This window comes from Methylocaldum sp. GT1TLB (genome assembly GCF_051027445.1).
In the GTDB taxonomy this organism is placed as follows: Bacteria; Pseudomonadota; Gammaproteobacteria; order Methylococcales; family Methylococcaceae; genus Methylocaldum.
In genome coordinates, this window is sequence record NZ_CP194898.1 from 3,458,076 (window position 1) to 3,480,128 (window position 22,053).

Genomic DNA, 22,053 nt, shown 5'->3' on the forward strand with positions numbered 1-22,053 from the left:
CTCAAACCGCCGCAACCTGTTCCAGCATCGGCGCCACAATGACGTCGGCGTTCGTAGCGCCGCTCGATACGGGGCGCAGCCTATGCCCGCAAACCGGAGCCAATACCGCCTGCACGTCCTCGGGCAGGACCGCTTCACGGCCTTCGATGAAGGTCCAGGCGCGGGCGGCGTTCAACAGGGCGAGGCCCGCGCGCGGCGATAATCCGCATTCGTAATGACCGGATTCGCGGCTGAATCTGATCAGCGCCTGGAGATAATCCAACAGCGCATCGGAGACGTGTATGGTCCTGACCTGGTCCTGGATCGCCACTAATTCGTCCGTCTGAAGGCAGACCGGGAGTTTTTCGAGCAAAACGAAGCGGTCCTCGCCTTTGAGCAAGGCACGCTCCGACCGGCTATCCGGATAACCCAAGCTAATGCGCATCAGGAACCGGTCCAATTGAGACTCGGGCAAAGGAAACGTTCCGATCTGGCACACAGGATTTTGAGTAGCGATGACGAAAAACGGTTCCGGCAGCGAACGGGTTTCTCCCTCGACCGTAACTTGGTGTTCTTCCATCGCTTCGAGCAGCGCGCTCTGGGCTTTCGGGGTCGAGCGGTTGATCTCGTCAGCCAAGATCATTTGGTGAAAGATCGGACCGGGTTGAAAATGAAACGCATGGTTGTTCCCGTCGAAGATCGACGAGCCGACGATATCGGCCGGCAAAAGATCGCTGGTGAACTGAATGCGTTGGTATTTGAGGCCCAAAAGGTTGGCGAGAGTGTGCGCCAAGGTCGTTTTGCCGACGCCGGGCACATCCTCGATGAGTAAATGCCCCCGCGCCAGCAGGCAACAGATCGCGAGACGGATCTGGCGCGGCTTGCCGAGGATGACGGTGTTGGCGGTATGGAAGAGTCGGTTTAGGGCGTTGCGCATGGAGAACCTGAGAAGTCGTTTTCGCAACGAAGTATAGCTTTGTCGGAAGACGCGACGGCGCAGAGACCGGACGCGGGCTTCCGTATCAATTCGAAAGCATCTGAATCGGTTATATCCCAAAATCCGGTATGTTTTTGGGATATAACCTAAAACGACGCCCCGATGGGTTTCTAGGCATCTTAAGCCCGCGATTCTGACCGCCCGCCGAAATGACAGCGAAGTGTTCATCTCGCTCATACGGCATAACGGACTTGGCGGAAGTCGTTGGCGCTTTCGGCTAGGGTAAATCGACTCAAGTATTTGTAGGTCGGCAATCCTTTGCCGACGAACCCGTTGGCCCAACGGCGGCGTCGGGAAGGGCGGCTTCGGCGCTCCCGAAGACGCCGTTTGCGATTGGAAGGTCGCGACTAAAGCGACGTTTGCGATTGGAAGGGTCATTCGGGCGCTCCAATCGCAAACGACCTGGCCGGGAGCGCCGGCCAGCCCCTTCCCCGGATGACCGTTTGCGATTGGAAGGGTCGCGACTAAAGCGACCGTTTGCGATTGGGAAGGGATTCCCGACCTACTCGCGAGTGCCCGTACGGTAGATATGAAAATGCTCTAAGCTCGAACCAGGGCTTTCCGAGCCGATGCGCAAACCCTTGATGCATTGGATGTCCGGCGCTAGTACAAGGAACTGCATGCCCGGGACTGCATCGGCACGCACGGCCGTTCTGGATAGAGGTCGAATTGCTACTGGAGATTAGCCTGAAAACGGACGGACTGAACGGCTGGGACAGTCTCCCCGAACAATCGATCTAGGCGAATTCGTATCTCCGCTCTATGGCTGAATGCTTGGAACTCGGGGGCTGCGCGTGCATGCTGAAAAAACGCTCAAAGAAATGCTCGGAGCGGCATTGGATTCAAGAGTCCCGCTGCTCGATAAAGCGTTTTTCGAACTCGTCCTCCGGCAGAGGGGGAGAAACGTAGTAACCCTGAATTTCGTGGCAGCCATAGAATTTTAAAAGTTCCAGTTGCTCCCGAGTTTCGACGCCTTCGGCCACGACCTTTAAATTGAGGATTTGCCCCAAAGTCACGATGGTCTTGATCAGCGCCGCTTGCTCCGAAGTCGGGTCGCCGGTGTAGGCATGGATGAAGGAGCGGTCGATCTTGATGGTCTGGACGGGCAATTTTTGCAGATAAGACAAGGACGAATAGCCGGTGCCGAAATCGTCCATGGCGATATGGATGCCGCGATCCCGGATACGGCTCAGCCGCTCGGACGCTTTTTCGATGTCGTGCATTACCAAGGTTTCGGTGATTTCCAATTCGACGGCCCCGGGATCGGTTCCTGTTTCGGCCAGCACGCGATCCAGCAAGTCGATGAAATCGTCCGCTAAAAGTTGTTTGGCCGAGAGGTTGATAGCGATTCGGAATTCCGGCAGTTTGTGCTGCCAAGCGCTGGTTCTTAAACAGGCTGTCCTGAGAATCCATTGACCGAGCGGAATGATCAGGGCCGTTTCTTCGGCAATGGTGATGAAGCGGCCGGGCGATACGATGCCCTGCTCGGGGTGCCGCCAGCGGATCAGCGCTTCAGCGCCGGTGATCCGGTTCGAAACGCAGTCGACCTTGGGCTGATAGTAGAGTAAGAACTCCTCCCGCTCGATCGCCTGGCGCAACTGGGTTTCCATCACCATGCGCTGGCGCGGCTCCTCTTTCATGTGGTCTTCGAAATAGCGGAATGTCCGGCGTCCCTTTGCCTTGGACACATACATGGCGGCATCGGCGTGTTTGGTCAAGGTGGTGAAATCCCGACCGTCGTCGGGGAATAAAGCTATGCCGATGCTGGCGCCCACGAAGATCTGATGGTTCTGAATGTGGATCGGCTTCCCCACCGTATCGATAAGTTTCTGGGCAACATCGGCGGGTTCCGCGGCATCGGCGACGTTCGACAGAATGATGGTGAACTCGTCTCCGCCGAACCGCGCCACGGTATCGGTTTTGCGCAGGCAGTTCCGGATACGCGACGCGACTTCCTTCAGCAGGTAATCGCCGGCCCAGTGCCCCAGCGTGTCATTGACATCCTTGAAATTGTCCAGATCGATGAAACATACGGCCAACCTGGTTCCGTTGCGTAGCGCCAGAGCGCTTTCGTGCTCGAACCGTTCCTTGAAGAGAAAGCGGTTGGGCAGGCCCGTCAGAGAATCGTAGTAGGCCAATTGTTCCAATTTTCTCTCGGCATGTTTCAAGCTGCTGATATCCAGGGCGACGGCCACGTAATGGGTGAGCCTGTCCCGCTCGTCGGCGACGGCATTGATGGTCAGCAGCATCGGGAAGCACTCGCCGCTCTTCCGCCGATCCCAGATTTCGCCCTTCCAATAGCCTTTGCTTAAAAGGGTTTTCCACATACGGACGTAAAATGCCTGGTCTTGCAGACCCGATTTGAGCAAACGGGTGCTTTGACCCACCACCTCCGATCGCCGATAGCCGCTGATATCACAAAATGCGTCGTTCACGTCCAGAATCGTTCCCTCGAGATCGGTGATGAAAATCGCCTCGCTGGTGTTCTCGAATACTTTGGCGTTCAGCCGCAGTTGGGTTTCCCTTGCTTTGATTTCGGTGATGTTCGTCGCCGTGATGACGGCGCCTTCCAGCTTGCCCTGCTCCGAGTGCAGCAGGTTGCCCTTCAGCCAGTAAATCGGGCCCGGGCGCTGGCGGGGCGGAACGGACAGACGGTGCTCGCCGCTATAAGATTTGTGCAAACGGATGGTCTCCAGCAGTGCCGATTTCGCCGGCCAGGGCAAAGACGGCAATTGCGCGGCGAGAAACCGTCTGTCTTCGGGAGACAGCAGTTCGTCGACAGGGGAACCGGACCACGCTTCCTCGGAGAGCCCGAGCTGGCGTTCCGCCGCTCCGTTGACCTGACGGATGCGGCCCTCCGCATCGACGACGACCAGAACATCATCCATGGTGTCCAGCACACGCTGGATGAAGCGGCTGAGAGCCTGCTGGCGTCCCATGGCTTCCTTGAGTTTCGCCTTCTGTTGCTCCGATTCCTTGAGCATGGCATCCATGCTTCGGGTGATGGCCAGGATGCGTTTTTCCTGTTTCAGATTCGCCAGCCTCAGTTTTTCGGTTTCTTCCCTCATTTGGCGGAGGGCTTCGGAATCCTCTTCCCCGCGACTTGGTTCGTGATCGGTGTTGCAAATCCAATAGGGTCCCTTCTCCGGCAAGGGGATGTTAAATCGGCCGTTGTCCACTTCGACCTTCAGTGCTGCCGAATTCAGTTCGATACGCTGGCCGTGCACCGGACAGATCAACTTTCCGCCGTCGAACAAGGGACAGTCCGTCAAATCGTGACCCTCATGCGGACAATGGGCGGGAATCGCCCAGAATTGGCCATCCCTGCTGAAAATGAGGATGTCCGTGAATCGGCGTTCGCCCGGAAAAAGAATGCGCCCCATCCAACGGGGCGGACAGGCCGTTTCGACGAGAGTCACCGATTCGACGGCGATACGGCGGCTCGGCGGGTTTAGGGGTTTCACACCGACACCAGACGCTGGATAGTACGGACCGCCTTTTCGACGGCGCGTTCCGACTTGCCGGACAGACCGGGAGAGAAAGGCTTGATGGCCCTTTTCTCGACCTCGGCCCCCACGATGATGATGTCCGGTGGCGACTCGCAGACGATTTCGAGGGCCTTCAACAAGTACGGAATACCCAAGCCATGACCGATGGGGGTTTCCCAGCGTCCGACCGTATCGTCGGGTTTGAATACGCAAACAGCGCCGGCATTCCCCGTATCGGCCAATGCGTCAACCAGAATCGCCTGACGGCAATCGGTCAAGAATTCCAGTGCATTCAGTCCGGCTATGCCCGCGTTGAACAGCTTGACGTCCCTCGGCCAAGCCAGCCGGCGGAGCTGTTGATAAACGCGGATGCCGAAGCCGTCGTCGCCGTGCAACTCGTTACCGAAACAGACGATGTGACGACCGTCCATGATCAGGGCCAGACCGTCATCCGCTTGCCCGTATCCAACAGGTGCACGGTGCAAACCAGGCAGGGATCGTGGGAGCGGATAATATGGCCGATCTCCACGGGATCGTCCGGATCGTTGACGGTAAGGCCGATCAAACTACTCTCCCAATGTCCGTGCCGGCCTTCGCTGTCCTTGGGCGATGCGTTCCAGGCGGTCGGCGTGATGACCTGGTACCGGGAAATGGCTCCGTCGGTGACTTGCACCCAGTGGCCCAAGGCACCCCGTGCCGCCGTTATCAGTCCGAATCCCTCCCCGTCCGGGATTTCGTCCGCGGCAGGCGAAGTAAAGTGGGGATCGTCCAGATGGGCGGCCAGCTCGTGCAGGATCTCCCGCATTTTCTGGAGCAGCAAAGCCGTGCGGCGCAGGCGGGCGAACTGGCGCAACCAGGTGTTTCCGCCCTCCGCCCGATACAGCGAGTCGATCAGCGGATCGCCGTCGATCAGCAATTCGGCCAGGGGACCCGTTTGTACCACCTCGTTCCGATAGCGGGGCGCCTTGCTCCAGGAATAGCGATCGGAGTGGGGTTGAAAATCCGGAATGGTCTCACCGCGGAACGGATGGCGGCCGCCTTCATACGGCTCGAACCAGGAATAGCGCACGTGCTCGGCGATTTCGGCCTGATCGAAAGGTTCGATCTTCCCCGTGTCGCCATTGAGGAAGCCCGATTTGAACATCTGCCCGCCGGCCGAATCGTAGTAAGCGCCGCAGCTCAGCATATGGGAAGTTCCGAAACCGGAACGGTGCAGGCCGATGTCGCGGCTCATCCTCGTCATCAGGCCGATGGCGCTATTCGCGTGAGTGTCCGCGGCTTCGAGCCAGGCGAAGAGCTGGTCGGCGGATTCGAGCTCCAGCCAGGGACCCAGATCGGTTCCGATGACTGCCTGCTCGAACCATCGGGTCAGATTGTTGATGATGGACAGGCTGTCCAGGATGCGGCGACTGGTGGGAGGAGCCGTCACCCCGCCCGGCACCATGTAGGAGGAATGGGGCCACTGGCCTCCGAAGATGGCAACGATCCCGGGAACATGGCGCGAATGCTCCAGGGTGCCGCGATGGGCCCAGCCTTTGAAGGGCAGGAAGGTCCCCAGTGTTTTTTCGTAAAGCGGCCGGCCGGCATATTTGGGATGGCAAAAATCGGCGGTAAAGAATAGAAACGATTGCCGCAGATCGCTTTGCACCGTCTCGGCCATCAGGCATAGATTGCGGATGCGGGAAGCATTGGGGGGCACGGCAATACGACCGATTTGCTCCAGGGCCAGAACGGCCGAATAGAGATGGGCGGTGCCGCAAATGCCGCAGATTCGGGGCGTAATGACCAATGCGTCCTTAGGTTTTCGGCCTATGAGGATTTGCTCGAATCCCCGATAGAGCGAACCGATGCAGCGGGCATCTACCACTTCGCGACCTTCCAGCTCCAACTGGAATTCCAGGTCGCCTTCGACCCGATTAAGATCGATCTGGATAATTCGTCTAGCCATCAGGGATCCATTTCTTTATTCAGGACCCGTTCGGGCGCGGCCTCGTGGGCCAGGCTCTTGTACGCCATATAATTGGCGCGCTCCACCCCCAAGGGCAGGTTTATCGGAACGGCGCCGATTTTCTCGGTGCGAAACAGATCCTGGTCCAGCGGGAAGTCCGGGGACGTACAGCCGAAACAGGGTACTCCCGCGCGGGTTTTACTGCTGCGGCCGTTCCAAAGCTCGGTATTGCAAATGGCATGCGTGGTCGGTCCCTGGCAGCCCAGGTTGAAGAACAAACAGCCCTTTTCGCCGAAGGCGCTGTCCTCGACGTCGTACTCGTGATACTCGTTCCGCGTGCAGCCTTGATGCACCAGGGAATTGAAAAAATCCTTAGGGCGGTTGAGATGGTCGAGTTCCAACGGAAGTCCGGAAGCCAGCATGGCCAGCGTCTTGGTCATGGCGTTGGGATGTGCCGGACAGCCGGAGACATTGATGACCGGCGCTCCCGCTCGCGACCGCCATTCGGCAGGCAGCAAGCCGCCGGGAAGTTTCTTGTCGAACTGGATGCCTGTGCAGTCGGTCGGATTGGGGGGTGCGGCGTGGACGCCGCCGAAGGCCGCACAAGTACCCATGGCAACCAGATAACGGCATTTTTCCGCCAGCTCCCTGACCAAACTCATCTTGGAACGGCCGCGATACGGATCGTACAGGCCGGATCCATTGGGTCCGGTCATGATGCTGCCTTCGATGCACAAGATATCGAGTCTTTGCTCGTCCCTGAGAATGGCCTCGATCAGGGCGTCCAGCTTCCCTTTGGGCTCTGAGGACAAGGACGGTTGCCAGAGGATGTCGATGCCGTATTGATCCAGGAGTTCTTCCAGCGACGGACTGTCGGCGCACAGGATCGACATCGTATCGCCGCCACAGGCACCGGTTTGTAGCCAAAGTAATGTAGTCATCGGAGTTTCGATAAGGACTGGCGGAGCCGTGTTGTTCGATTTGTTAACGCTAGGTGTAGAATGTGTTGAACAATAGTGTATAGGTAAAAAGATTGCGTGGCTTTGCATCACAGAGCGTACGGGCGTGTCTTGGCTTAAACGCAATGCCAATTTTGGCGTTCGATGTAGTAAGCTATGCGCGCACTTCAGGGGAGTGCAAAACCGGTCTATCTGCCTGAAATTTCAACTCTCATGCATTTTTCCACCGAATTCGACGTCATCGTGGTCGGTGGCGGACACGCTGGTACGGAAGCGGCTTTGGCGGCTGCGCGGACTGGCTCTAAGACGCTGCTGCTTACCCAGAACATCGAAACCCTTGGCCAGATGAGCTGCAATCCCGCTATCGGGGGGATCGGCAAAGGGCATTTGGTCAAGGAGATCGATGCTCTGGGCGGCTTGATGGCGCATGCTGCGGACCGAGCCGGCATTCAGTTCCGTGTGCTCAATGCCAGCAAAGGCCCGGCGGTGCGGGCGACTCGGGCCCAAGCCGATCGCGTGCTTTATAAGAAAGCCGTGCGTCGGGTGCTGGAAACTCAGCCGAATTTGACCTTATTCCAGCAGGCCGTATCCGATCTGATCGTGGAAAATTACCGCGCAGCCGGCGTGATCACGCAGATGGGGCTCAAATTCAGGGCTCGTACGGTGGTCCTCACCGTAGGCACCTTCCTGGCCGGCCGGATTCATATCGGTCTCGAAAACTACGAAGGCGGCCGGGCGGGCGATCCGCCCTCTAACGCTTTGGCGGCGCGTTTGCGCGAACTGCCGTTTCGGGTCGGCCGGCTCAAGACCGGAACGCCTCCTCGGATCGACGGGCGAAGCATCGATTATGCGGTCATGCTGGAGCAGCCCGGCGACGAGCCGGTTCCCGTGTTCTCATTCCTCGGCCGGCGGGAGGAACATCCTCGCCAAGTGCCTTGCTACATCACCCGTACCAACGAACGGACTCACGATATCATCCGCTGCGGTCTCGACCGCTCGCCGATGTATGCGGGCGTTATCGAAGGGGTCGGGCCGCGCTATTGTCCCTCTATCGAAGACAAGGTCGTGCGTTTCGCGGAAAGGGATTCGCACCAGATTTTTGTTGAACCCGAAGGTCTCGATACTTACGAAATCTATCCGAACGGCATTTCGACCAGTCTGCCCTTCGACGTGCAGTACGAGCTTGTGAGGTCGATACGCGGTTTCGAAAACGCTCATATCACACGGCCGGGCTACGCCATCGAATACGATTTCTTCGATCCGCGCGACCTGAAGTCCTCGCTCGAAACCAAGCACCTCGAGAACCTGTTCTTCGCCGGACAGATCAACGGCACGACGGGATACGAGGAAGCCGCCGCGCAAGGTCTGATCGCGGGCGTCAACGCCGCGCGCAAGGCCAAGGATCTGGAACCCTGGTCGCCTATGCGCGACGAGGCTTACATGGGGGTTCTGATCGACGATCTGATCACTCGGGGCACGAGCGAACCCTATCGCATGTTCACCAGCCGGGCGGAATACCGGTTGCTGCTACGAGAGGACAACGCCGATCTTCGGCTGACCGGGAAAGGCCGCGAACTCGGATTGGTGGACGACGAGCGCTGGCGTGCATTCGAAGCGAAGCAGCAGGCCATTGCGGAGATACAGACCGGCCTGGCAAAAACGTATGTCAGACCGAATACTGCCGAAGCCGAAACCATAAGCCGGTTCCTGAGTGCGCCGCTGTTGCGGGAATCCACCCTACTCGAACTGCTGCGGCGACCGGAGATCCGCATCGAACACCTCCAAGCGATATCCGCTCGGTTAACTGAAGAAGAAAACGAGCAAGTTCTCGATCAAGTCGAAATTCAGGCGAAGTACCAAGGCTACATCGATCGCCAGCAGGCGGAGATCGAGCGCTCTCGCCGCTACGACCATTGGCGTTTGCCGGAAAGTCTCGATTATCAGAACGTCATCGGGTTGTCCAACGAGGTCCGGGAAAAGCTCAAACAACAACGTCCCGAAACTGTCGGGCAAGCAGCGCGGATTCCGGGCGTCACACCGGCGGCGATTTCGCTGCTGTTGGTCCATCTTAAAAAGAAGAGCGCCTGATCTTAAGTGGACGAAATCGGTAGACGTCTAGCGGACGGAATAACCGCGTTAAACATACCGTTTACGCCGGAGCAACACGAAAAGCTTTTGGCCTTTCTGCGCTTAATCCAGAAATGGAACCGGGTTTACAACTTGACGGCCATCCGCGACTTGCGGACGGGAGTGGATTTGCATCTGCTCGACAGTCTTACCATTTGGCCGTATCTCCGGGGCGAAAGGATACTGGACGTGGGAACCGGGGCCGGTTTGCCGGGTATTCCCTTGGCTGTCATGAGCGAGAGCAGGCATTTCGTTCTGTTGGACAGCAACGCGAAGAAGACCCGTTTTGTTCAGCAGGCCGTGATCGAATTGGGTCTCGCGAACGTGGAGGTCGTCACCTCGCGGGTGGAAGACTACCATCCGGACCACGGATTCGACACGATATTGGCGCGGGCTTATGCGAGCCTTGCGGAAATAATGGAGACAACGCGCAGAATGCTGGCTCCCCACGGCGTGATATTGGCTCAGAAAGGGCAGTTTCCGGAGGGCGAAATACAGACCCTTAAAGACTCGCCGGTTAAGAGTCATCGTTTAAAGATTCCGGGTCTGGACGTCGAACGTCATTTGATCGAAATAGCTATCGGCTGAGGAAACCATGGGCAAAATTATTGCGGTAGCCAACCAAAAGGGGGGCGTGGGTAAAACGACCACCAGCATTAACTTGGCTGCGTCGCTTGCGGCGATCAAGCATCGCGTTTTGCTTGTGGATCTGGATCCGCAAGGCAACACGACTATGGGATGCGGCGTTGACAAGAAAAGTCTCAAAAATTCGTCTTACGACGTATTGACGCGTCACGCCACGGTACGCGAGGCCGTCAAATCTTTGACCGAGATCGGCTTCGATCTTCTGCCGGGTAATGCCGATCTGACTGCCGCTCAGGTCGAACTGATGAAACAGGCAGGCAAAGAGCGCGCGCTTGCCGAGGCGCTCAAGAGTTGCCGCGACGATTACCAGTTCATCCTCGTCGACTGCCCACCGTCGCTTAACGTGCTGACGCTCAACGCCTTGGTCGCTGCGGACAGCGTGTTGATTCCCATGCAGTGCGAATATTACGCCTTGGAAGGACTTTCGGATTTAATGGATACGCTGGGGAATATCCGCGACTCGGTCAATCCGGAACTTCGTATCGAGGGTTTGCTTCGCACGATGTACGATCCACGCAGCCGGCTCGCCAATGACGTTTCCGCGCAATTGATCGCCCATTTCAGCGATAAGGTCTTCCGCACCATCATCCCGCGCAACATTCGGCTTGCCGAGGCGCCGAGCCACGGTTTGCCAGCGATAAAGTACGATAAGTCTTCTCGAGGAGCCGTCGCTTATCTGGCCTTGGCGGGCGAAATCGTGCGACGCAATCAAAAATCGCGAAAAATTCCTTCAATTCTTCAATAAATTCAAGTCATGACGGCAAAAAGACGAGGACTCGGCCGCGGCCTCGATGTCCTGTTGGGCGGCGCGAAACTCGAAAACGAGACCGAGAAGCTCAGAACGCTTTCCATAGATCAACTCAGGCCGAGCCGTTTCCAGCCGCGCAAGGATATCGACCCGGCGCGACTTCAAGAATTGGCCGATTCGATCAGTGCGCAGGGCGTGGTCCAGCCCGTGGTGGTCAGACCTATGGGTGACAGCCAGTACGAAATCATCGCCGGCGAGAGACGGTGGCGGGCGGCCCAACTGGCAGGATTGCACGATTTGCCGGTGGTCGTGCGCGAGGTTACGGATCAGACCGCCTTAGCGATCGCCCTTATCGAAAATATCCAGCGAGAAGACTTGAATCCTCTCGAGGAGGCGGAAGCCCTGAAGCGCCTGCTCGAAGAGTTCGAGATGACCCACCAGCAGGTCGCGGATGCCGTCGGCAAATCCCGGGCTACCGTCAGCAACTTGCTGCGCTTGAACGAACTTCATCCGGATGCTAAGCATCTTCTGCTTACCGGTGCCATAGAAATGGGACACGCTCGGGCGATACTCGCGCTGGAATTTCAGCTTCAGGCTGAAATTGCCCGTAAAGTCGCTTCGGCAAAGTTGAGCGTTCGTGCTACGGAGTTGCTTATCCAAAAGCTCCGGGATGGGCAAAAGGCGCGAAAACCGGAGATGAAGGATCCCGACATTCGCCGCCTCGAAGAGCGAATCGCCACGCGAATCGGCGCTCCCGTGCTGATCAAACACGGAAAAAAAGGCGCCGGACAACTCGTCATCCATTACGACAGCCTGGATCAACTGGAAGGTGTGCTCGATCGTTTGAAATAAACATGCAACATTGATCTTCCGCATTTTGGTTGTTATCATTCCGAAGCATTTGTTTGGGGGCCCTCAATGGGTGCGAAAAAGTTGTTTTTCGCCGTCAAGCGGGTTCTGTTGATGCAGCTTCTTGCGATTGCACTGATCGGCGGTTTCACGTTGGCCTTCTTCGGTTGGCTGGCAGCTAGGTCAGCGTTGCTCGGCGGGTTGATAGCCTTTTTGCCGAACGTCTATTTCGCCGCAAAATTCGGATTTTCCGATAAAACAAGAACGGCAAAAGACATCGTGAGATCGTTTTATATCGGCGAAAGCATAAAAATAATCATAACCGCCGGTTTATTTATTTTAATTTTCCAACTGCCTAACATTTTATTCCTGCCATTATTTGCCGGTTTCGTATCGGTATTGATGGTATTTTGGTGTGCGCTTTTGATGCGCGATATCGAACGCTAACGAGAGAGAATATGGCGACAGAAGAACACGGCTCTGGCGGGGCAACTGGATATATCGTTCACCACTTGACCCCCTTATCGACCGGCGAAGGATTCTGGACATTTCATCTGGATACCCTGTTTTTCTCTGTTTTCTTAGGCGGCTTATTCGTCATCATTTTCCGCAAGGCGGCTGAAAAGGCGACTTCCGGCGTACCCGGCCCCCTGCAAAATTTTGTGGAGATGATCGTCGAATTCGTTGACGCTCAGGTCAAGGATAGTTTTCATGGGCGTAGCGCGTTAATCGCACCCTTGGCGTTGAGCATCTTCGTCTGGGTATTCTTGATGAACTCGATGGACCTTATTCCGGTCGACCTGTTGCCCGATATCGGCAAGGCCATCGGGCTCGACTATCTTCGCGTGGTTCCCAGTACGGATTTGAACGCGACCTTTGCGATGTCGATTTCGGTGTTCTTCCTGATTCTGTTCTACAGCTTCAAAGTGAAGGGGCCGATTGGTTTTGGGAAAGAAATGATTCTGACCCCTTTTCACAGTGTATGGATGATCCCGTTCAACCTGATTCTGAAGCTTGTCGAGGAATTGGCGAAACCGGTATCTCTCGGCCTTCGTCTTTTCGGAAACATGTATGCCGGCGAGCTGATTTTCATATTGATCGCGCTGCTGCCTTGGTACGTGCAGCCCTTGCTGAGTTTCCCCTGGGCGGTCTTTCATATTCTGATCATCACTTTGCAAGCTTTCATCTTCATGGTTCTGACCATCGTATATCTGAGTCTAGCCCACGAAGATCATTAATCTCTTTCAATCAACCTTAACGTTCGATAATTCGGAGGAACAATGGAAATCGCATCTGTATCTGGCATGACCGCAATCGCCGTGGGCATCATCCTGGGCCTGGGCGCCATGGGAACCGCTATCGGTTTCGGCCTGTTGGGCGGCAAATTCCTGGAAGGCGCCGCGCGTCAGCCGGAGATGGTTCCGATGTTGCAGGTCAAAATGTTCATCGTCGCCGGTCTGCTCGACGCCGTAACCATGATCGGCGTGGGTCTCGCTCTGTTCTTCACTTTCGCCAATCCGTTCCTGTCCGCACTCAAGGGCTAAAAAAGCCGCGATTGCGACGCTTTAATGGCAAACAACCAAAGAGGAAAGCGCTGTGAGTATTAACGCCACTCTGATCGGCCAAATGATCACATTTGCGCTTCTGGTGTGGTTCACCATGAAGTACGTGTGGCCGCCTTTGATGCAAGCGCTCGAGGAGCGCAAAAAGAAGATTGCCGACGGTCTCGCTTCGGCTGAAAAAGGCAAGCATGAGATGGAGTTGGCCGAGAAGCGCGCGACCGCTTTGTTGCGGGAAGCTAAGGATCAGGCCGCAGACATCGTAAATCTAGCGCAAAAGCGCGCCAGCGAGGTGGTCGAGGAATCCAAGCAATCGGCGAAGGATGAAGGCGAGCGGATCGTTGCTGCGGCGAAAGCCGAGATCGAGCGCGAATTGCAGCAGGCGAAAGAAGGTTTGCGTCAACAGGTAGCGGTGCTGGCCATTTCTGCGGCCGAGCAAATCCTGCAGAAAGAAGTGGATCAAAAGAAGCATCGGGAAATTATCGACAACCTCGGTAAGCAGTTGGGTCAAGCATAATGAGCGAGTTAACGACGTTGGCGAGGCCTTATGCCGTTGCGGTTTACAAGAGGGCCAAAGAAACGGGAACGGCTGATAAGTGGAGCGACGCGCTCGCTTTCGTCACTCTGCTCATGCAAGACGAGCAGTTAGCTAAAGCCGCGGCCAATCCCAAGGCTAACCGCGAGCAGTTTTCGGAGGCTTTTCTCGGTCTCTGCAAAGATCACCTGGACACTGAGGCACAAAATTTTGTCCGGCTGCTGATCCGGAATCGCCGGCTTGACCTGGTTAAATATATCGCCGAGCTATTTAACCAATATAAGGCCGAGGATGAAGGATACATCGAGGTAGACGTCAGCACGGCTTTTCCGTTGAAAGACGCTGAACAAACGCGGTTGTCTTCCGTGCTGGAGCGTGTTCTGGAGAAAAAAGCACGTTTGCGCGTCGATGTCGATCCAACTTTGATCGGCGGCGTTTACATCAAGGCGGGTGACCGGGTGATAGACGCATCCATCCGCGGCCAGGTTGAAAGATTAGCAAAGAGACTCTGGACTTAGAGCGAGAAGAATCATGCAGCTGAACCCATCTGAAATCAGTGAACTCATTAAGAAGCGAATCGAGCAGTTCGATATAGGTGCCGAGGCCCGCACCGAGGGCACGATCGTTAGCGTGACCGACGGCATCGTCCGCATCCACGGCTTGACCGAAGTGATGCAGGGCGAAATGATCGAATTCAAGGAAAATACCTTTGGTATGGCCCTGAACTTGGAGCGCGACTCGGTTGGTGCGGTAGTGCTCGGTGCCTATGAGCATCTGGCTGAAGGCGATACCGCGAAATGCACTGGGCGCATTCTTGATGTTCCGGTCGGCGAGGCATTGCTCGGGCGTGTTGTGGACGCTCTGGGCCGGCCCATAGACGGCAAAGGTCCCATTGAGACCAAGGAACGTTCACCCATCGAAAAAATTGCTCCCGGCGTTATTGCTAGACAGTCGGTCAGCCAGCCGCTACAAACCGGCCTGAAGGCGATTGACTCGATGATTCCGATCGGCCGAGGCCAGCGCGAGCTGATCATCGGCGACCGCCAGACCGGGAAATCGGCCATCGCCGTCGATACCATCATCAATCAGAAGGGCACGGGCGTTAAATGTATTTACGTCGCCATCGGCCAGAAGCAGTCCTCGATAGCCAACGTGGTCCGGAAACTCGAGGAACACGGCGCGATGGCTCACACCATCATCGTAGCCGCTTCCGCTTCCGAATCCGCGGCGCTGCAGTTCATCGCACCCTATGCCGGATGCGCCATGGGCGAATTCTTCCGGGATCGCGGCGAGGATGCATTGATCATCTATGACGATTTGACCAAGCAGGCTTGGGCATACCGCCAAATTTCACTGCTGCTCCGCCGCCCGCCGGGTCGCGAAGCTTATCCGGGCGACGTTTTCTATCTGCACTCGCGTCTTTTGGAGCGTGCCTCCCGAATCAACGCGGCCGAAGTCGAAAAATTGACCGGCGGCAAGGTCAAGGGCAAAACCGGCTCACTGACCGCGTTGCCGATCATCGAGACACAGGCGGGAGACGTATCGGCTTTCGTTCCGACGAACGTGATTTCGATCACCGACGGTCAGATTTACCTTGAGACCAATTTGTTCAACGCGGGCGTCCGTCCGGCCGTGAACGCCGGTCTTTCCGTATCCCGTGTGGGTGGTGCCGCTCAGACCAAGATCATCAGGAAATTGGGTGGCGGTATTCGTCTCGATTTGGCCCAGTTCCGTGAGTTGGCAGCATTCGCGCAGTTCGCCTCGGATCTGGACGAGGCTACGCGGAAGCAGATCGAGCGCGGCCAGCGCGTTACCGAAATCATGAAGCAAAGCCAATACTCCCCGCTTAGCGTGGCGCAAATGGCCGTATCTCTGTTCGCCGCCAACGAAGGCTTTTTGGACGATCTCCAAGTCAATCAGGTGAAGGATTTCGAAGACGGTCTGCAAAATTACATGAAGTCGGAACATGCCGATCTCATGGAAAAGATCAATGCGACCGGCGACTACAATGACGAGATTCAATCGGCATTGCACGCTGCGGTTACGAAGTACAAAGAAACCCACACTTGGTAGGGATTGATCGATGGCCGTCGGAAAAGAAATCCGTCTGAAGATCACGAGTATCAAAAATACTCAGAAGATCACGCGGGCCATGGAAATGGTGGCAGCCAGCAAGATGCGCAGAACCCAGGAACGAATGCAGGCTACGCGGCCGTATTCCCGGAAGATCGCGCAGATCATCAAGCATCTGGCTCACGCGAACCCGGAATACAAACACCCATTCACGATCGAGAGACCGGTAAGCCGGGTCGGGGTCATTCTGATTTCGTCCGATCGGGGACTGTGCGGAGGGCTCAACGCCAATTTATTCAGATTGGCTCTGCGCAGAATGCGCGGATGGAACGCGGAAGACAAGGCCGTCACCCTAAGCACGATTGGCCAAAAGGGTACCGCGTTCTTCAGTTCGATCGGTGCAAACGTGGTTTCTCAGGCGACCAAGCTCGGCGACCGTCCCCATCTGCAGGATATCATCGGCGTCATAAAGACCATGGTCGACGAATATTCCGAGGGCAAGATCGACGAGTTGTACGTTCTTTACAACGAGTTTCTCAATACGATGACTCAGAAGCCGCGGCTCGTCCAGCTGCTTCCCATCCGACCGGAGGACATCGGTGAAGAACAGAAAGGCCAGTGGGATTACATTTACGAGCCTGACGCGAAGGAAGTGCTCGATCAGTTGTTGATCCGGTACGTGGAGTCGATCGTTTTCCAAGGTCTGGTGGAGAACAACGCCTGCGAGCAGGCGGCGCGAATGGTCGCAATGAAAAGCGCATCCGACAACGCCGGAAAACTCATCAAAGAGTTGCAGTTGATCTACAACAAAGCGAGGCAGGCGGCCATTACCCAGGAGATCGCGGAAATCGTCGGCGGCGCGGCTGCGGTCTAAGCGAATCGTTACAGAATAAACGCAAGAGTTTTTACGAGGACAGTCATGAGTTCGGGCAAAATCGTACAGATTATCGGCGCCGTGGTCGACGTGGAGTTCCCACGGGAGACCCTTCCCAAAGTTTACGACGCACTAAAGGTGGATGATAAAGACCTGGTGCTCGAAGTTCAGCAGCAGCTCGGTGACGGTATTGTCAGAACGATCGCCATGGGCAGCACCGACGGTTTGATGCGCGGGTTGAAGGTAACGAATACGGGAGCTCCGATTTCCGTACCCGTCGGTAAGGAAACCTTGGGTCGAATCATGAACGTCTTGGGCGATCCGATCGACGAGAAGGGCGCGATCGGCGAGAAGGAGCGCTGGGCTATTCATCGGAAAGCCCCGAGCTTCCAAGATCAAGCGGCGGCCAATGAGCTGCTGGAAACCGGCATCAAGGTTATCGACTTGGTCTGCCCCTTCGCCAAGGGCGGTAAAGTCGGCCTGTTCGGCGGCGCCGGGGTCGGCAAGACCGTAAACATGATGGAGCTGATCCGCAACATCGCGATCGAACACAGCGGCTATTCGGTGTTTGCAGGCGTCGGCGAACGGACGCGCGAGGGGAACGACTTTTATCACGAAATGAGCGAAAGCAACGTTCTCGATAAAGTGTCGCTGGTATACGGCCAGATGAACGAGCCGCCGGGCAACCGTCTGCGCGTGGCGCTGACCGGCTTGACCATGGCAGAGTATTTCCGAGACGAAGGCCGCGACGTGCTGCTGTTCATCGACAACATTTACCGCTACACGCTGGCGGGTACCGAAGTATCCGCGTTGCTTGGCCGTATGCCTTCCGCGGTTGGATACCAGCCCAACCTGGCGGAAGAAATGGGTGTGCTCCAGGAACGGATTACGTCGACGAAGGTGGGGTCCATCACCTCGATTCAGGCCGTGTACGTCCCCGCCGACGACTTGACCGACCCGTCTCCGGCAACCACCTTCGCCCACTTGGACGCGACCGTGGTTTTGTCCCGTCAGATCGCCGAGCTGGGTATCTACCCGGCGGTAGATCCTCTCGATTCGACTAGTCGCCAATTGGATCCGCTCGTCGTCGGCCAGGAGCATTATCAGGTTGCCCGCAAAGTGCAGAGCACCCTGCAGCGCTACAAAGAGCTTCGCGATATCATCGCGATCCTCGGCATGGACGAACTTTCGGAAGAAGACAAGCTGATCGTTTCCCGTGCGCGGAAAGTGCAGAGATTCTTGTCGCAGCCGTTCTTCGTCGCCGAAGTATTCACCGGCTCGCCGGGCAAATACGTATCCCTGAAGGATACGATCTCAGGATTCAAAGGGATCGTCGAAGGGGAATACGACGATATTCCCGAGCAGGCGTTCTACATGGTCGGCAGCATCGACGAAGCCCTGGAGAAAGCCAACCGGGGCGCCGCATAATTCAAAGAGAAAAAGCACTATGGCTATGACGATCCACGTTGATATCGTGAGTGCGGAGGCGGAGATTTATTCCGGGCTCGCGGAATTGGTGGTTGCTCCGGCCGAAATGGGCGAAGTGGGTATTGCCGCACGGCACGCACCATTCCTCACCCGGCTGAAGTCGGGCGAGGTGCGGGTAAAGGTTAACGATCAGGAAGTCCATCCGTTTTTCATTTCCGGCGGCATGCTCGAGGTTCAGCCCCATGTCGTGACCATACTCGCCGACACCGCCGTTCGCGCCAAAGACATCGACGAGGCGGCAGCGCTGGAAGCCAAGAGACGTGCGGAAGAGATGCTGTCGGACAAGTCCGGCAAGATCGATTACGCTCTGGCACAGGCACAGCTCGCCGAGGCTGTCATGCAGCTTCGAACCTTGGAGAAATATCGGAAAGGCCGCGCGTAAGTTCAGCCGTTTTCGAGACCCAGCAAAATACCGGGCACGCCGCTCCTGTATTTTGCTGGGTTTTTTAGTTTTTCACGTTAATATAAATACGAGTATCCGGTCGCTGTTTTCGATCGGGTCGAACCAGTCCTTATTTTCCGCTTCTTCAACAAGGAAAAACGGAAGATGCCTTTGGAAATCGTCATCCTGGCCGCGGGCCAGGGAACGCGTATGCGTTCGTCCCTTCCCAAGATACTCCATAAAATCGGCGACCGTACGCTACTCGAGCATGTATATGCATTGGCCACCCGGTTGTGCCCCGACAAGATCACTGTGATCTACGGACATGGTGGCGAGACAGTTCTCAAGAGCCTCGAGCACCTGAAGGTCATCTGGGTCGAGCAGAAGGAACAGCTCGGCACCGGCCATGCAGTCATGCAAGTTGCGGACGACATCGACGAAGCGCGCACGGTTCTGATTCTTTATGGCGATGTGCCCTTGCTCGGCGACGAGACGGTCGAAAAGCTGATTCCGCTGGCAGAGGCGGATCAGATGGGGCTGTTGACGGTCGATCTTGCCGACCCTTACGGCTATGGCCGCATCGTCCGGGATAGCAGCGGTCGAGTGGTCAGGATCGTGGAAGAAAAAGATGCCACGCCGGAGGAGCGTAAGATCAGCGAAGTCAATACGGGAATTTTGGCCATAAAAGGCAGACACCTCAAAACCTGGCTGAGCCGGTTGGAAAACAATAATGCCCAGCGGGAGTATTACCTTACCGATGTGATCGCCATGGCGGTTGCCGATGACGTTCGGGTGGAAACGGTACAGCCGCACGATCCGGACGAAGTGCTGGGCGTGAACAACCGCGAACAGTTGGCTCACCTGGAACGGGTTTTCCAAAGACGAGTGGCGGAAGATTTGATGCGGAACGGTGTCACCTTGCGCGATCCGTCGCGTTTCGATGTGCGGGGAGAAATCGAATCCATCGGGCGCGACGTGGAAATCGACATCAATGTCATTTTGGAGGGCCGGATCAAACTCGGCGATAACGTCCGCATCGGTGCCAATTGCGTGATCAAGGACAGCCAGATCGCCAACGACGTGGAAATTCTTCCGAACTGCGTCATCGAAGATGCCGTGATCGGCCAGGGCTGCCGCATCGGCCCGTTTGCACGCATCCGTCCGGAAACGCGGATCGAAGATCACGTCCACATCGGCAACTTTGTGGAAGTCAAGAAGTCGGCGATAGCCAGTCGTTCCAAGGTCAATCACCTCAGCTATATCGGAGACACGATCATCGGCCGCGACGTGAACGTCGGTGCCGGCACGATCACCTGCAACTATGACGGCGCCAATAAACATCAAACCGTCATAGAAGACGGCGCGTTCATCGGTTCGGATACCCAGTTGGTCGCGCCGGTCAGAGTCGGCAAGAATGCAACCATCGGTGCCGGAGCAACGGTTACCAAGGATGCGCCCGAAAATGCCCTGACCCTCAGCCGAGCGAACCAAGTTACCATCGAGGGTTGGCAGCGACCCACCAAGAAAAGGAGTTGAGTCATGTGTGGTATTGTTGGTGCCATCGCACACAGAGTCGTTACCCCCGTCCTGCTGGAAGGACTTCGCCGTCTGGAATATCGCGGCTACGACTCGGCGGGGCTGGCGGTATTGGACGATTCCGCTCAGCTTCAGCGTGTACGCAGAAAAGGGAAGATCAGGGAGCTGGAAAAGGCTTTGGAAACTTCCTTAGTCGACGGCAAAGTCGGCATAGCTCATACCCGTTGGGCGACACATGGCGTTCCCTCCGAACGCAACGCCCATCCTCATATCTGCCGCGAGTCCGTGGCCGTGGTCCACAACGGCATCATCGAGAATCATGACGATCTTAGAAAGGAACTCCGGCAAAAGGGATACGATTTCGAATCGGAAACGGACACCGAAGTCATCGTCCATCAGATCCACGGATTTTTGGAGGAAGGTCTGAGTCTTTTCGAGGCCGTCAAGGAAACCTGCAAGGTGCTCGAAGGGGCTTATGCCATCGGCGTGATCAGCATCAACGAACCGAAGCGGCTGATCGCCGCGCGCCACGGCAGTCCATTAGTGGTGGGGTTGGGCGAGAGCGAAAACTTCATCGCCTCCGATGTCTTCGCGCTAGTCGGTGAAACGCAGCGTTTTATTTTCCTCGACGACGGCGACATCGCCGATTTGTCCACGGAGGCGGTCGATATTTACGATAGACACGGAAATCCGGTACAGCGGCCCGTCCATGAAACGAAATTGGCGGCCGACGCCGTTGAGCGCGGCGAATACCGCCACTACATGCAAAAGGAAATTCATGAGCAGCCGGTGGCAATCGAAAAAACCCTCGACGGGCGGATACGGGCCGGAAAAGTGCTCGATGCCGCTTTCGGGCCGTATGCCGAGAAAGCGTTCGACCACATCAAATCGGTTCAGATCGTCGCCTGCGGTACCAGCTATCATGCCGGCATGGTGGCGCGCTACTGGATGGAATCGATCGCGGGACTTCCGTGCAGCGTGGAAGTGGCCAGCGAATTCCGTTACCGCAAGAATGTGGTTCCGCCCGGGACCCTGTTCGTCAGCATTTCGCAGTCCGGCGAAACCGCCGATACCTTGGCGGCGCTGAAGGAGGCCAAGAAGCTCGGCTATGCGCACACCCTCGCGATCTGCAACGTGCCGGAAAGCTCGATCGTTCGGGAATCCGAATCGACCCTGATGACTCGAGCCGGTCCCGAAGTCGGCGTCGCCTCCACCAAGGCGTTCACCACCCAGCTGACCGCCCTGCTCCTTCTGGTCGTCGCCCTGGGCAAGCGCAACGGGCTCCCGCAGGAGCAGGAAGCGCGGATCGTCAAGGAGCTTGAAAGTCTGCCGGAGCAAATCGAGCGAGTTTTACTTCTGGAGGACGAAATTCAGCAATGGGCGGAACGTTTCGGCGACAAGCGTCACGCGCTCTATCTGGGACGTGGTGCCCATTATCCGGTCGCGATGGAGGGTGCGCTCAAACTGAAGGAAATCTCCTATATTCACGCCGAAGCGTATCCGTCTGGCGAGCTCAAGCACGGCCCTCTCGCGCTCATCGACGCCGAGATGCCGGTAGTGGCGGTTGCTCCGAACAACGAACTTCTGGAAAAGCTCAAATCGAATCTTCAGGAGGTTCAGGCCCGGGGCGGCGAACTCTACGTCTTCGCCGACGTGCGCGTGCCCATGGAGAGCGCGCCGGGCGTCAATTTGTTACGCGTCGCGGAGACCGAAGAGATCGTTGCGCCTATCGTCTACACGGTGCCCTTGCAGATGCTCGCCTATCACGTCGCATTAATCAAAGGTACCGACGTCGATCAGCCGCGCAACTTGGCGAAATCCGTCACTGTCGAGTGAACCGGATCGCGTGACTATCAGTCCTCAGAA

General features: G+C 56.6%; 20 protein-coding genes. 15 read left to right on the forward strand and 5 right to left on the reverse strand.

From position 1 onward, the window contains the following. Position 1: 1 nt before the first annotated feature. From ACR2R1_RS15070 to ACR2R1_RS15090, 5 genes are all read right to left on the reverse strand, one after another. Positions 2 to 916: an AAA family ATPase gene (locus ACR2R1_RS15070; protein WP_086133825.1), complete on the reverse strand. Its 915-nt coding sequence runs from the start codon at positions 914 to 916 to the stop codon at positions 2 to 4. Positions 917 to 1,818: 902 nt separating this feature from the next. Continuing rightward, positions 1,819 to 4,440: an EAL domain-containing protein gene (locus ACR2R1_RS15075; protein ID WP_434110764.1), complete on the reverse strand. Its 2,622-nt coding sequence runs from the start codon at positions 4,438 to 4,440 to the stop codon at positions 1,819 to 1,821. Then, entirely contained in the window at positions 4,437 to 4,895 is a 459-nt protein-coding gene (locus ACR2R1_RS15080; RefSeq protein ID WP_077728303.1) for a hydrogenase maturation protease, read from the reverse strand. Before ACR2R1_RS15080 ends, ACR2R1_RS15075 begins: the two co-directional genes overlap by 4 nt. Before the next feature lie 2 nt (positions 4,896 to 4,897). Then, positions 4,898 to 6,412: a nickel-dependent hydrogenase large subunit gene (locus tag ACR2R1_RS15085; RefSeq protein ID WP_434110765.1), complete on the reverse strand. Its 1,515-nt coding sequence runs from the start codon at positions 6,410 to 6,412 to the stop codon at positions 4,898 to 4,900. Further along, a complete protein-coding gene (locus tag ACR2R1_RS15090) occupies positions 6,412 to 7,353 on the reverse strand; it encodes an NADH:ubiquinone oxidoreductase (RefSeq protein ID WP_077728305.1) in 942 nt (313 codons plus the stop codon). The genes ACR2R1_RS15085 and ACR2R1_RS15090 overlap by 1 nt, the downstream gene beginning before the upstream one ends. 231 nt (positions 7,354 to 7,584) lie before the next feature. Here ACR2R1_RS15090 and mnmG point away from each other — a divergent pair, with 231 nt between their 5' ends. From mnmG to glmS, 15 genes are all read left to right on the forward strand, one after another. Next, positions 7,585 to 9,459 carry a tRNA uridine-5-carboxymethylaminomethyl(34) synthesis enzyme MnmG gene (gene mnmG, locus ACR2R1_RS15095; protein WP_077728306.1) on the forward strand — a complete coding sequence of 625 codons (1,875 nt, stop codon included), beginning with the start codon at positions 7,585 to 7,587 and terminating at the stop codon, positions 9,457 to 9,459. A gap of 6 nt (positions 9,460 to 9,465) precedes the next feature. Further along, positions 9,466 to 10,086: a 16S rRNA (guanine(527)-N(7))-methyltransferase RsmG gene (rsmG, locus tag ACR2R1_RS15100; RefSeq protein WP_347257440.1), complete on the forward strand. Its 621-nt coding sequence runs from the start codon at positions 9,466 to 9,468 to the stop codon at positions 10,084 to 10,086. A 7-nt stretch (positions 10,087 to 10,093) separates the two neighbouring features. Then, on the forward strand, positions 10,094 to 10,888 hold the full coding sequence (locus tag ACR2R1_RS15105; RefSeq protein WP_086133830.1) for a ParA family protein: 795 nt from the start codon (positions 10,094 to 10,096) through the stop codon (positions 10,886 to 10,888). A gap of 9 nt (positions 10,889 to 10,897) precedes the next feature. Next, positions 10,898 to 11,743, forward strand: coding sequence for a ParB/RepB/Spo0J family partition protein (locus ACR2R1_RS15110; protein ID WP_077728309.1), 846 nt, complete (start codon positions 10,898 to 10,900; stop codon positions 11,741 to 11,743). A gap of 66 nt (positions 11,744 to 11,809) precedes the next feature. Next, the gene (locus ACR2R1_RS15115; protein ID WP_077728310.1) at positions 11,810 to 12,187 is read left to right on the forward strand and encodes an ATP synthase subunit I; all 378 of its coding nucleotides are present in this window, start codon (positions 11,810 to 11,812) and stop codon (positions 12,185 to 12,187) included. Positions 12,188 to 12,198: 11 nt separating this feature from the next. Then, positions 12,199 to 12,978, forward strand: coding sequence for a F0F1 ATP synthase subunit A (atpB, locus tag ACR2R1_RS15120; protein WP_077728311.1), 780 nt, complete (start codon positions 12,199 to 12,201; stop codon positions 12,976 to 12,978). Positions 12,979 to 13,020: 42 nt separating this feature from the next. Further along, positions 13,021 to 13,284, forward strand: a complete 264-nt coding sequence (gene atpE, locus ACR2R1_RS15125; RefSeq protein WP_026611179.1) for a F0F1 ATP synthase subunit C — start codon at positions 13,021 to 13,023, stop codon at positions 13,282 to 13,284. 52 nt (positions 13,285 to 13,336) lie between these two features. Beyond that, the gene (locus ACR2R1_RS15130; protein ID WP_086133831.1) at positions 13,337 to 13,816 is read left to right on the forward strand and encodes a F0F1 ATP synthase subunit B; all 480 of its coding nucleotides are present in this window, start codon (positions 13,337 to 13,339) and stop codon (positions 13,814 to 13,816) included. After that, complete coding sequence (locus tag ACR2R1_RS15135; RefSeq protein WP_077728313.1) at positions 13,816 to 14,352, forward strand: F0F1 ATP synthase subunit delta; 537 nt, start codon at positions 13,816 to 13,818, stop codon at positions 14,350 to 14,352. Before ACR2R1_RS15130 ends, ACR2R1_RS15135 begins: the two co-directional genes overlap by 1 nt. Before the next feature lie 13 nt (positions 14,353 to 14,365). Further along, on the forward strand, positions 14,366 to 15,907 hold the full coding sequence (atpA, locus tag ACR2R1_RS15140; RefSeq protein ID WP_077728314.1) for a F0F1 ATP synthase subunit alpha: 1,542 nt from the start codon (positions 14,366 to 14,368) through the stop codon (positions 15,905 to 15,907). 10 nt (positions 15,908 to 15,917) lie between these two features. Then, complete coding sequence (gene atpG / locus ACR2R1_RS15145) at positions 15,918 to 16,781, forward strand: F0F1 ATP synthase subunit gamma (RefSeq protein ID WP_133716329.1); 864 nt, start codon at positions 15,918 to 15,920, stop codon at positions 16,779 to 16,781. Between the two features lie 45 nt (positions 16,782 to 16,826). After that, on the forward strand, positions 16,827 to 18,209 hold the full coding sequence (atpD, locus tag ACR2R1_RS15150; RefSeq protein ID WP_156879896.1) for a F0F1 ATP synthase subunit beta: 1,383 nt from the start codon (positions 16,827 to 16,829) through the stop codon (positions 18,207 to 18,209). Positions 18,210 to 18,228: 19 nt separating this feature from the next. Continuing rightward, positions 18,229 to 18,651, forward strand: coding sequence for a F0F1 ATP synthase subunit epsilon (locus tag ACR2R1_RS15155; protein WP_434110769.1), 423 nt, complete (start codon positions 18,229 to 18,231; stop codon positions 18,649 to 18,651). A gap of 165 nt (positions 18,652 to 18,816) precedes the next feature. Continuing rightward, a complete protein-coding gene (gene glmU, locus ACR2R1_RS15160) occupies positions 18,817 to 20,187 on the forward strand; it encodes a bifunctional UDP-N-acetylglucosamine diphosphorylase/glucosamine-1-phosphate N-acetyltransferase GlmU (RefSeq protein WP_077728318.1) in 1,371 nt (456 codons plus the stop codon). Positions 20,188 to 20,190: 3 nt separating this feature from the next. Then, positions 20,191 to 22,023: a glutamine--fructose-6-phosphate transaminase (isomerizing) gene (glmS, locus tag ACR2R1_RS15165; RefSeq protein ID WP_077728319.1), complete on the forward strand. Its 1,833-nt coding sequence runs from the start codon at positions 20,191 to 20,193 to the stop codon at positions 22,021 to 22,023. Positions 22,024 to 22,053 lie beyond the last annotated feature (30 nt).

Excerpts from the sequence above, each read along its gene's own strand:
- atpD (WP_156879896.1), top strand. The coding sequence starts at position 16,827 with ATGAGTTCGGGCAAAATCGTACAGATTATCGGCGCCGTGGTCGACGTG.
- glmS (WP_077728319.1), top strand. The coding sequence starts at position 20,191 with ATGTGTGGTATTGTTGGTGCCATCGCACACAGAGTCGTTACCCCCGTC.
- ACR2R1_RS15090 (WP_077728305.1), bottom strand. The coding sequence starts at position 7,353 with ATGACTACATTACTTTGGCTACAAACCGGTGCCTGTGGCGGCGATACG.
- atpE (WP_026611179.1), top strand. The coding sequence starts at position 13,021 with ATGGAAATCGCATCTGTATCTGGCATGACCGCAATCGCCGTGGGCATC.
- ACR2R1_RS15070 (WP_086133825.1), bottom strand. The coding sequence starts at position 916 with ATGCGCAACGCCCTAAACCGACTCTTCCATACCGCCAACACCGTCATC.
- ACR2R1_RS15115 (WP_077728310.1), top strand. The coding sequence starts at position 11,810 with ATGGGTGCGAAAAAGTTGTTTTTCGCCGTCAAGCGGGTTCTGTTGATG.
- ACR2R1_RS15085 (WP_434110765.1), bottom strand. The coding sequence starts at position 6,412 with ATGGCTAGACGAATTATCCAGATCGATCTTAATCGGGTCGAAGGCGAC.
- atpG (WP_133716329.1), top strand. The coding sequence starts at position 15,918 with ATGGCCGTCGGAAAAGAAATCCGTCTGAAGATCACGAGTATCAAAAAT.
- ACR2R1_RS15080 (WP_077728303.1), bottom strand. The coding sequence starts at position 4,895 with ATGGACGGTCGTCACATCGTCTGTTTCGGTAACGAGTTGCACGGCGAC.
- glmU (WP_077728318.1), top strand. The coding sequence starts at position 18,817 with ATGCCTTTGGAAATCGTCATCCTGGCCGCGGGCCAGGGAACGCGTATG.
- mnmG (WP_077728306.1), top strand. The coding sequence starts at position 7,585 with ATGCATTTTTCCACCGAATTCGACGTCATCGTGGTCGGTGGCGGACAC.
- ACR2R1_RS15155 (WP_434110769.1), top strand. The coding sequence starts at position 18,229 with ATGGCTATGACGATCCACGTTGATATCGTGAGTGCGGAGGCGGAGATT.
- ACR2R1_RS15105 (WP_086133830.1), top strand. The coding sequence starts at position 10,094 with ATGGGCAAAATTATTGCGGTAGCCAACCAAAAGGGGGGCGTGGGTAAA.
- atpA (WP_077728314.1), top strand. The coding sequence starts at position 14,366 with ATGCAGCTGAACCCATCTGAAATCAGTGAACTCATTAAGAAGCGAATC.
- atpB (WP_077728311.1), top strand. The coding sequence starts at position 12,199 with ATGGCGACAGAAGAACACGGCTCTGGCGGGGCAACTGGATATATCGTT.
- ACR2R1_RS15135 (WP_077728313.1), top strand. The coding sequence starts at position 13,816 with ATGAGCGAGTTAACGACGTTGGCGAGGCCTTATGCCGTTGCGGTTTAC.
- ACR2R1_RS15110 (WP_077728309.1), top strand. The coding sequence starts at position 10,898 with ATGACGGCAAAAAGACGAGGACTCGGCCGCGGCCTCGATGTCCTGTTG.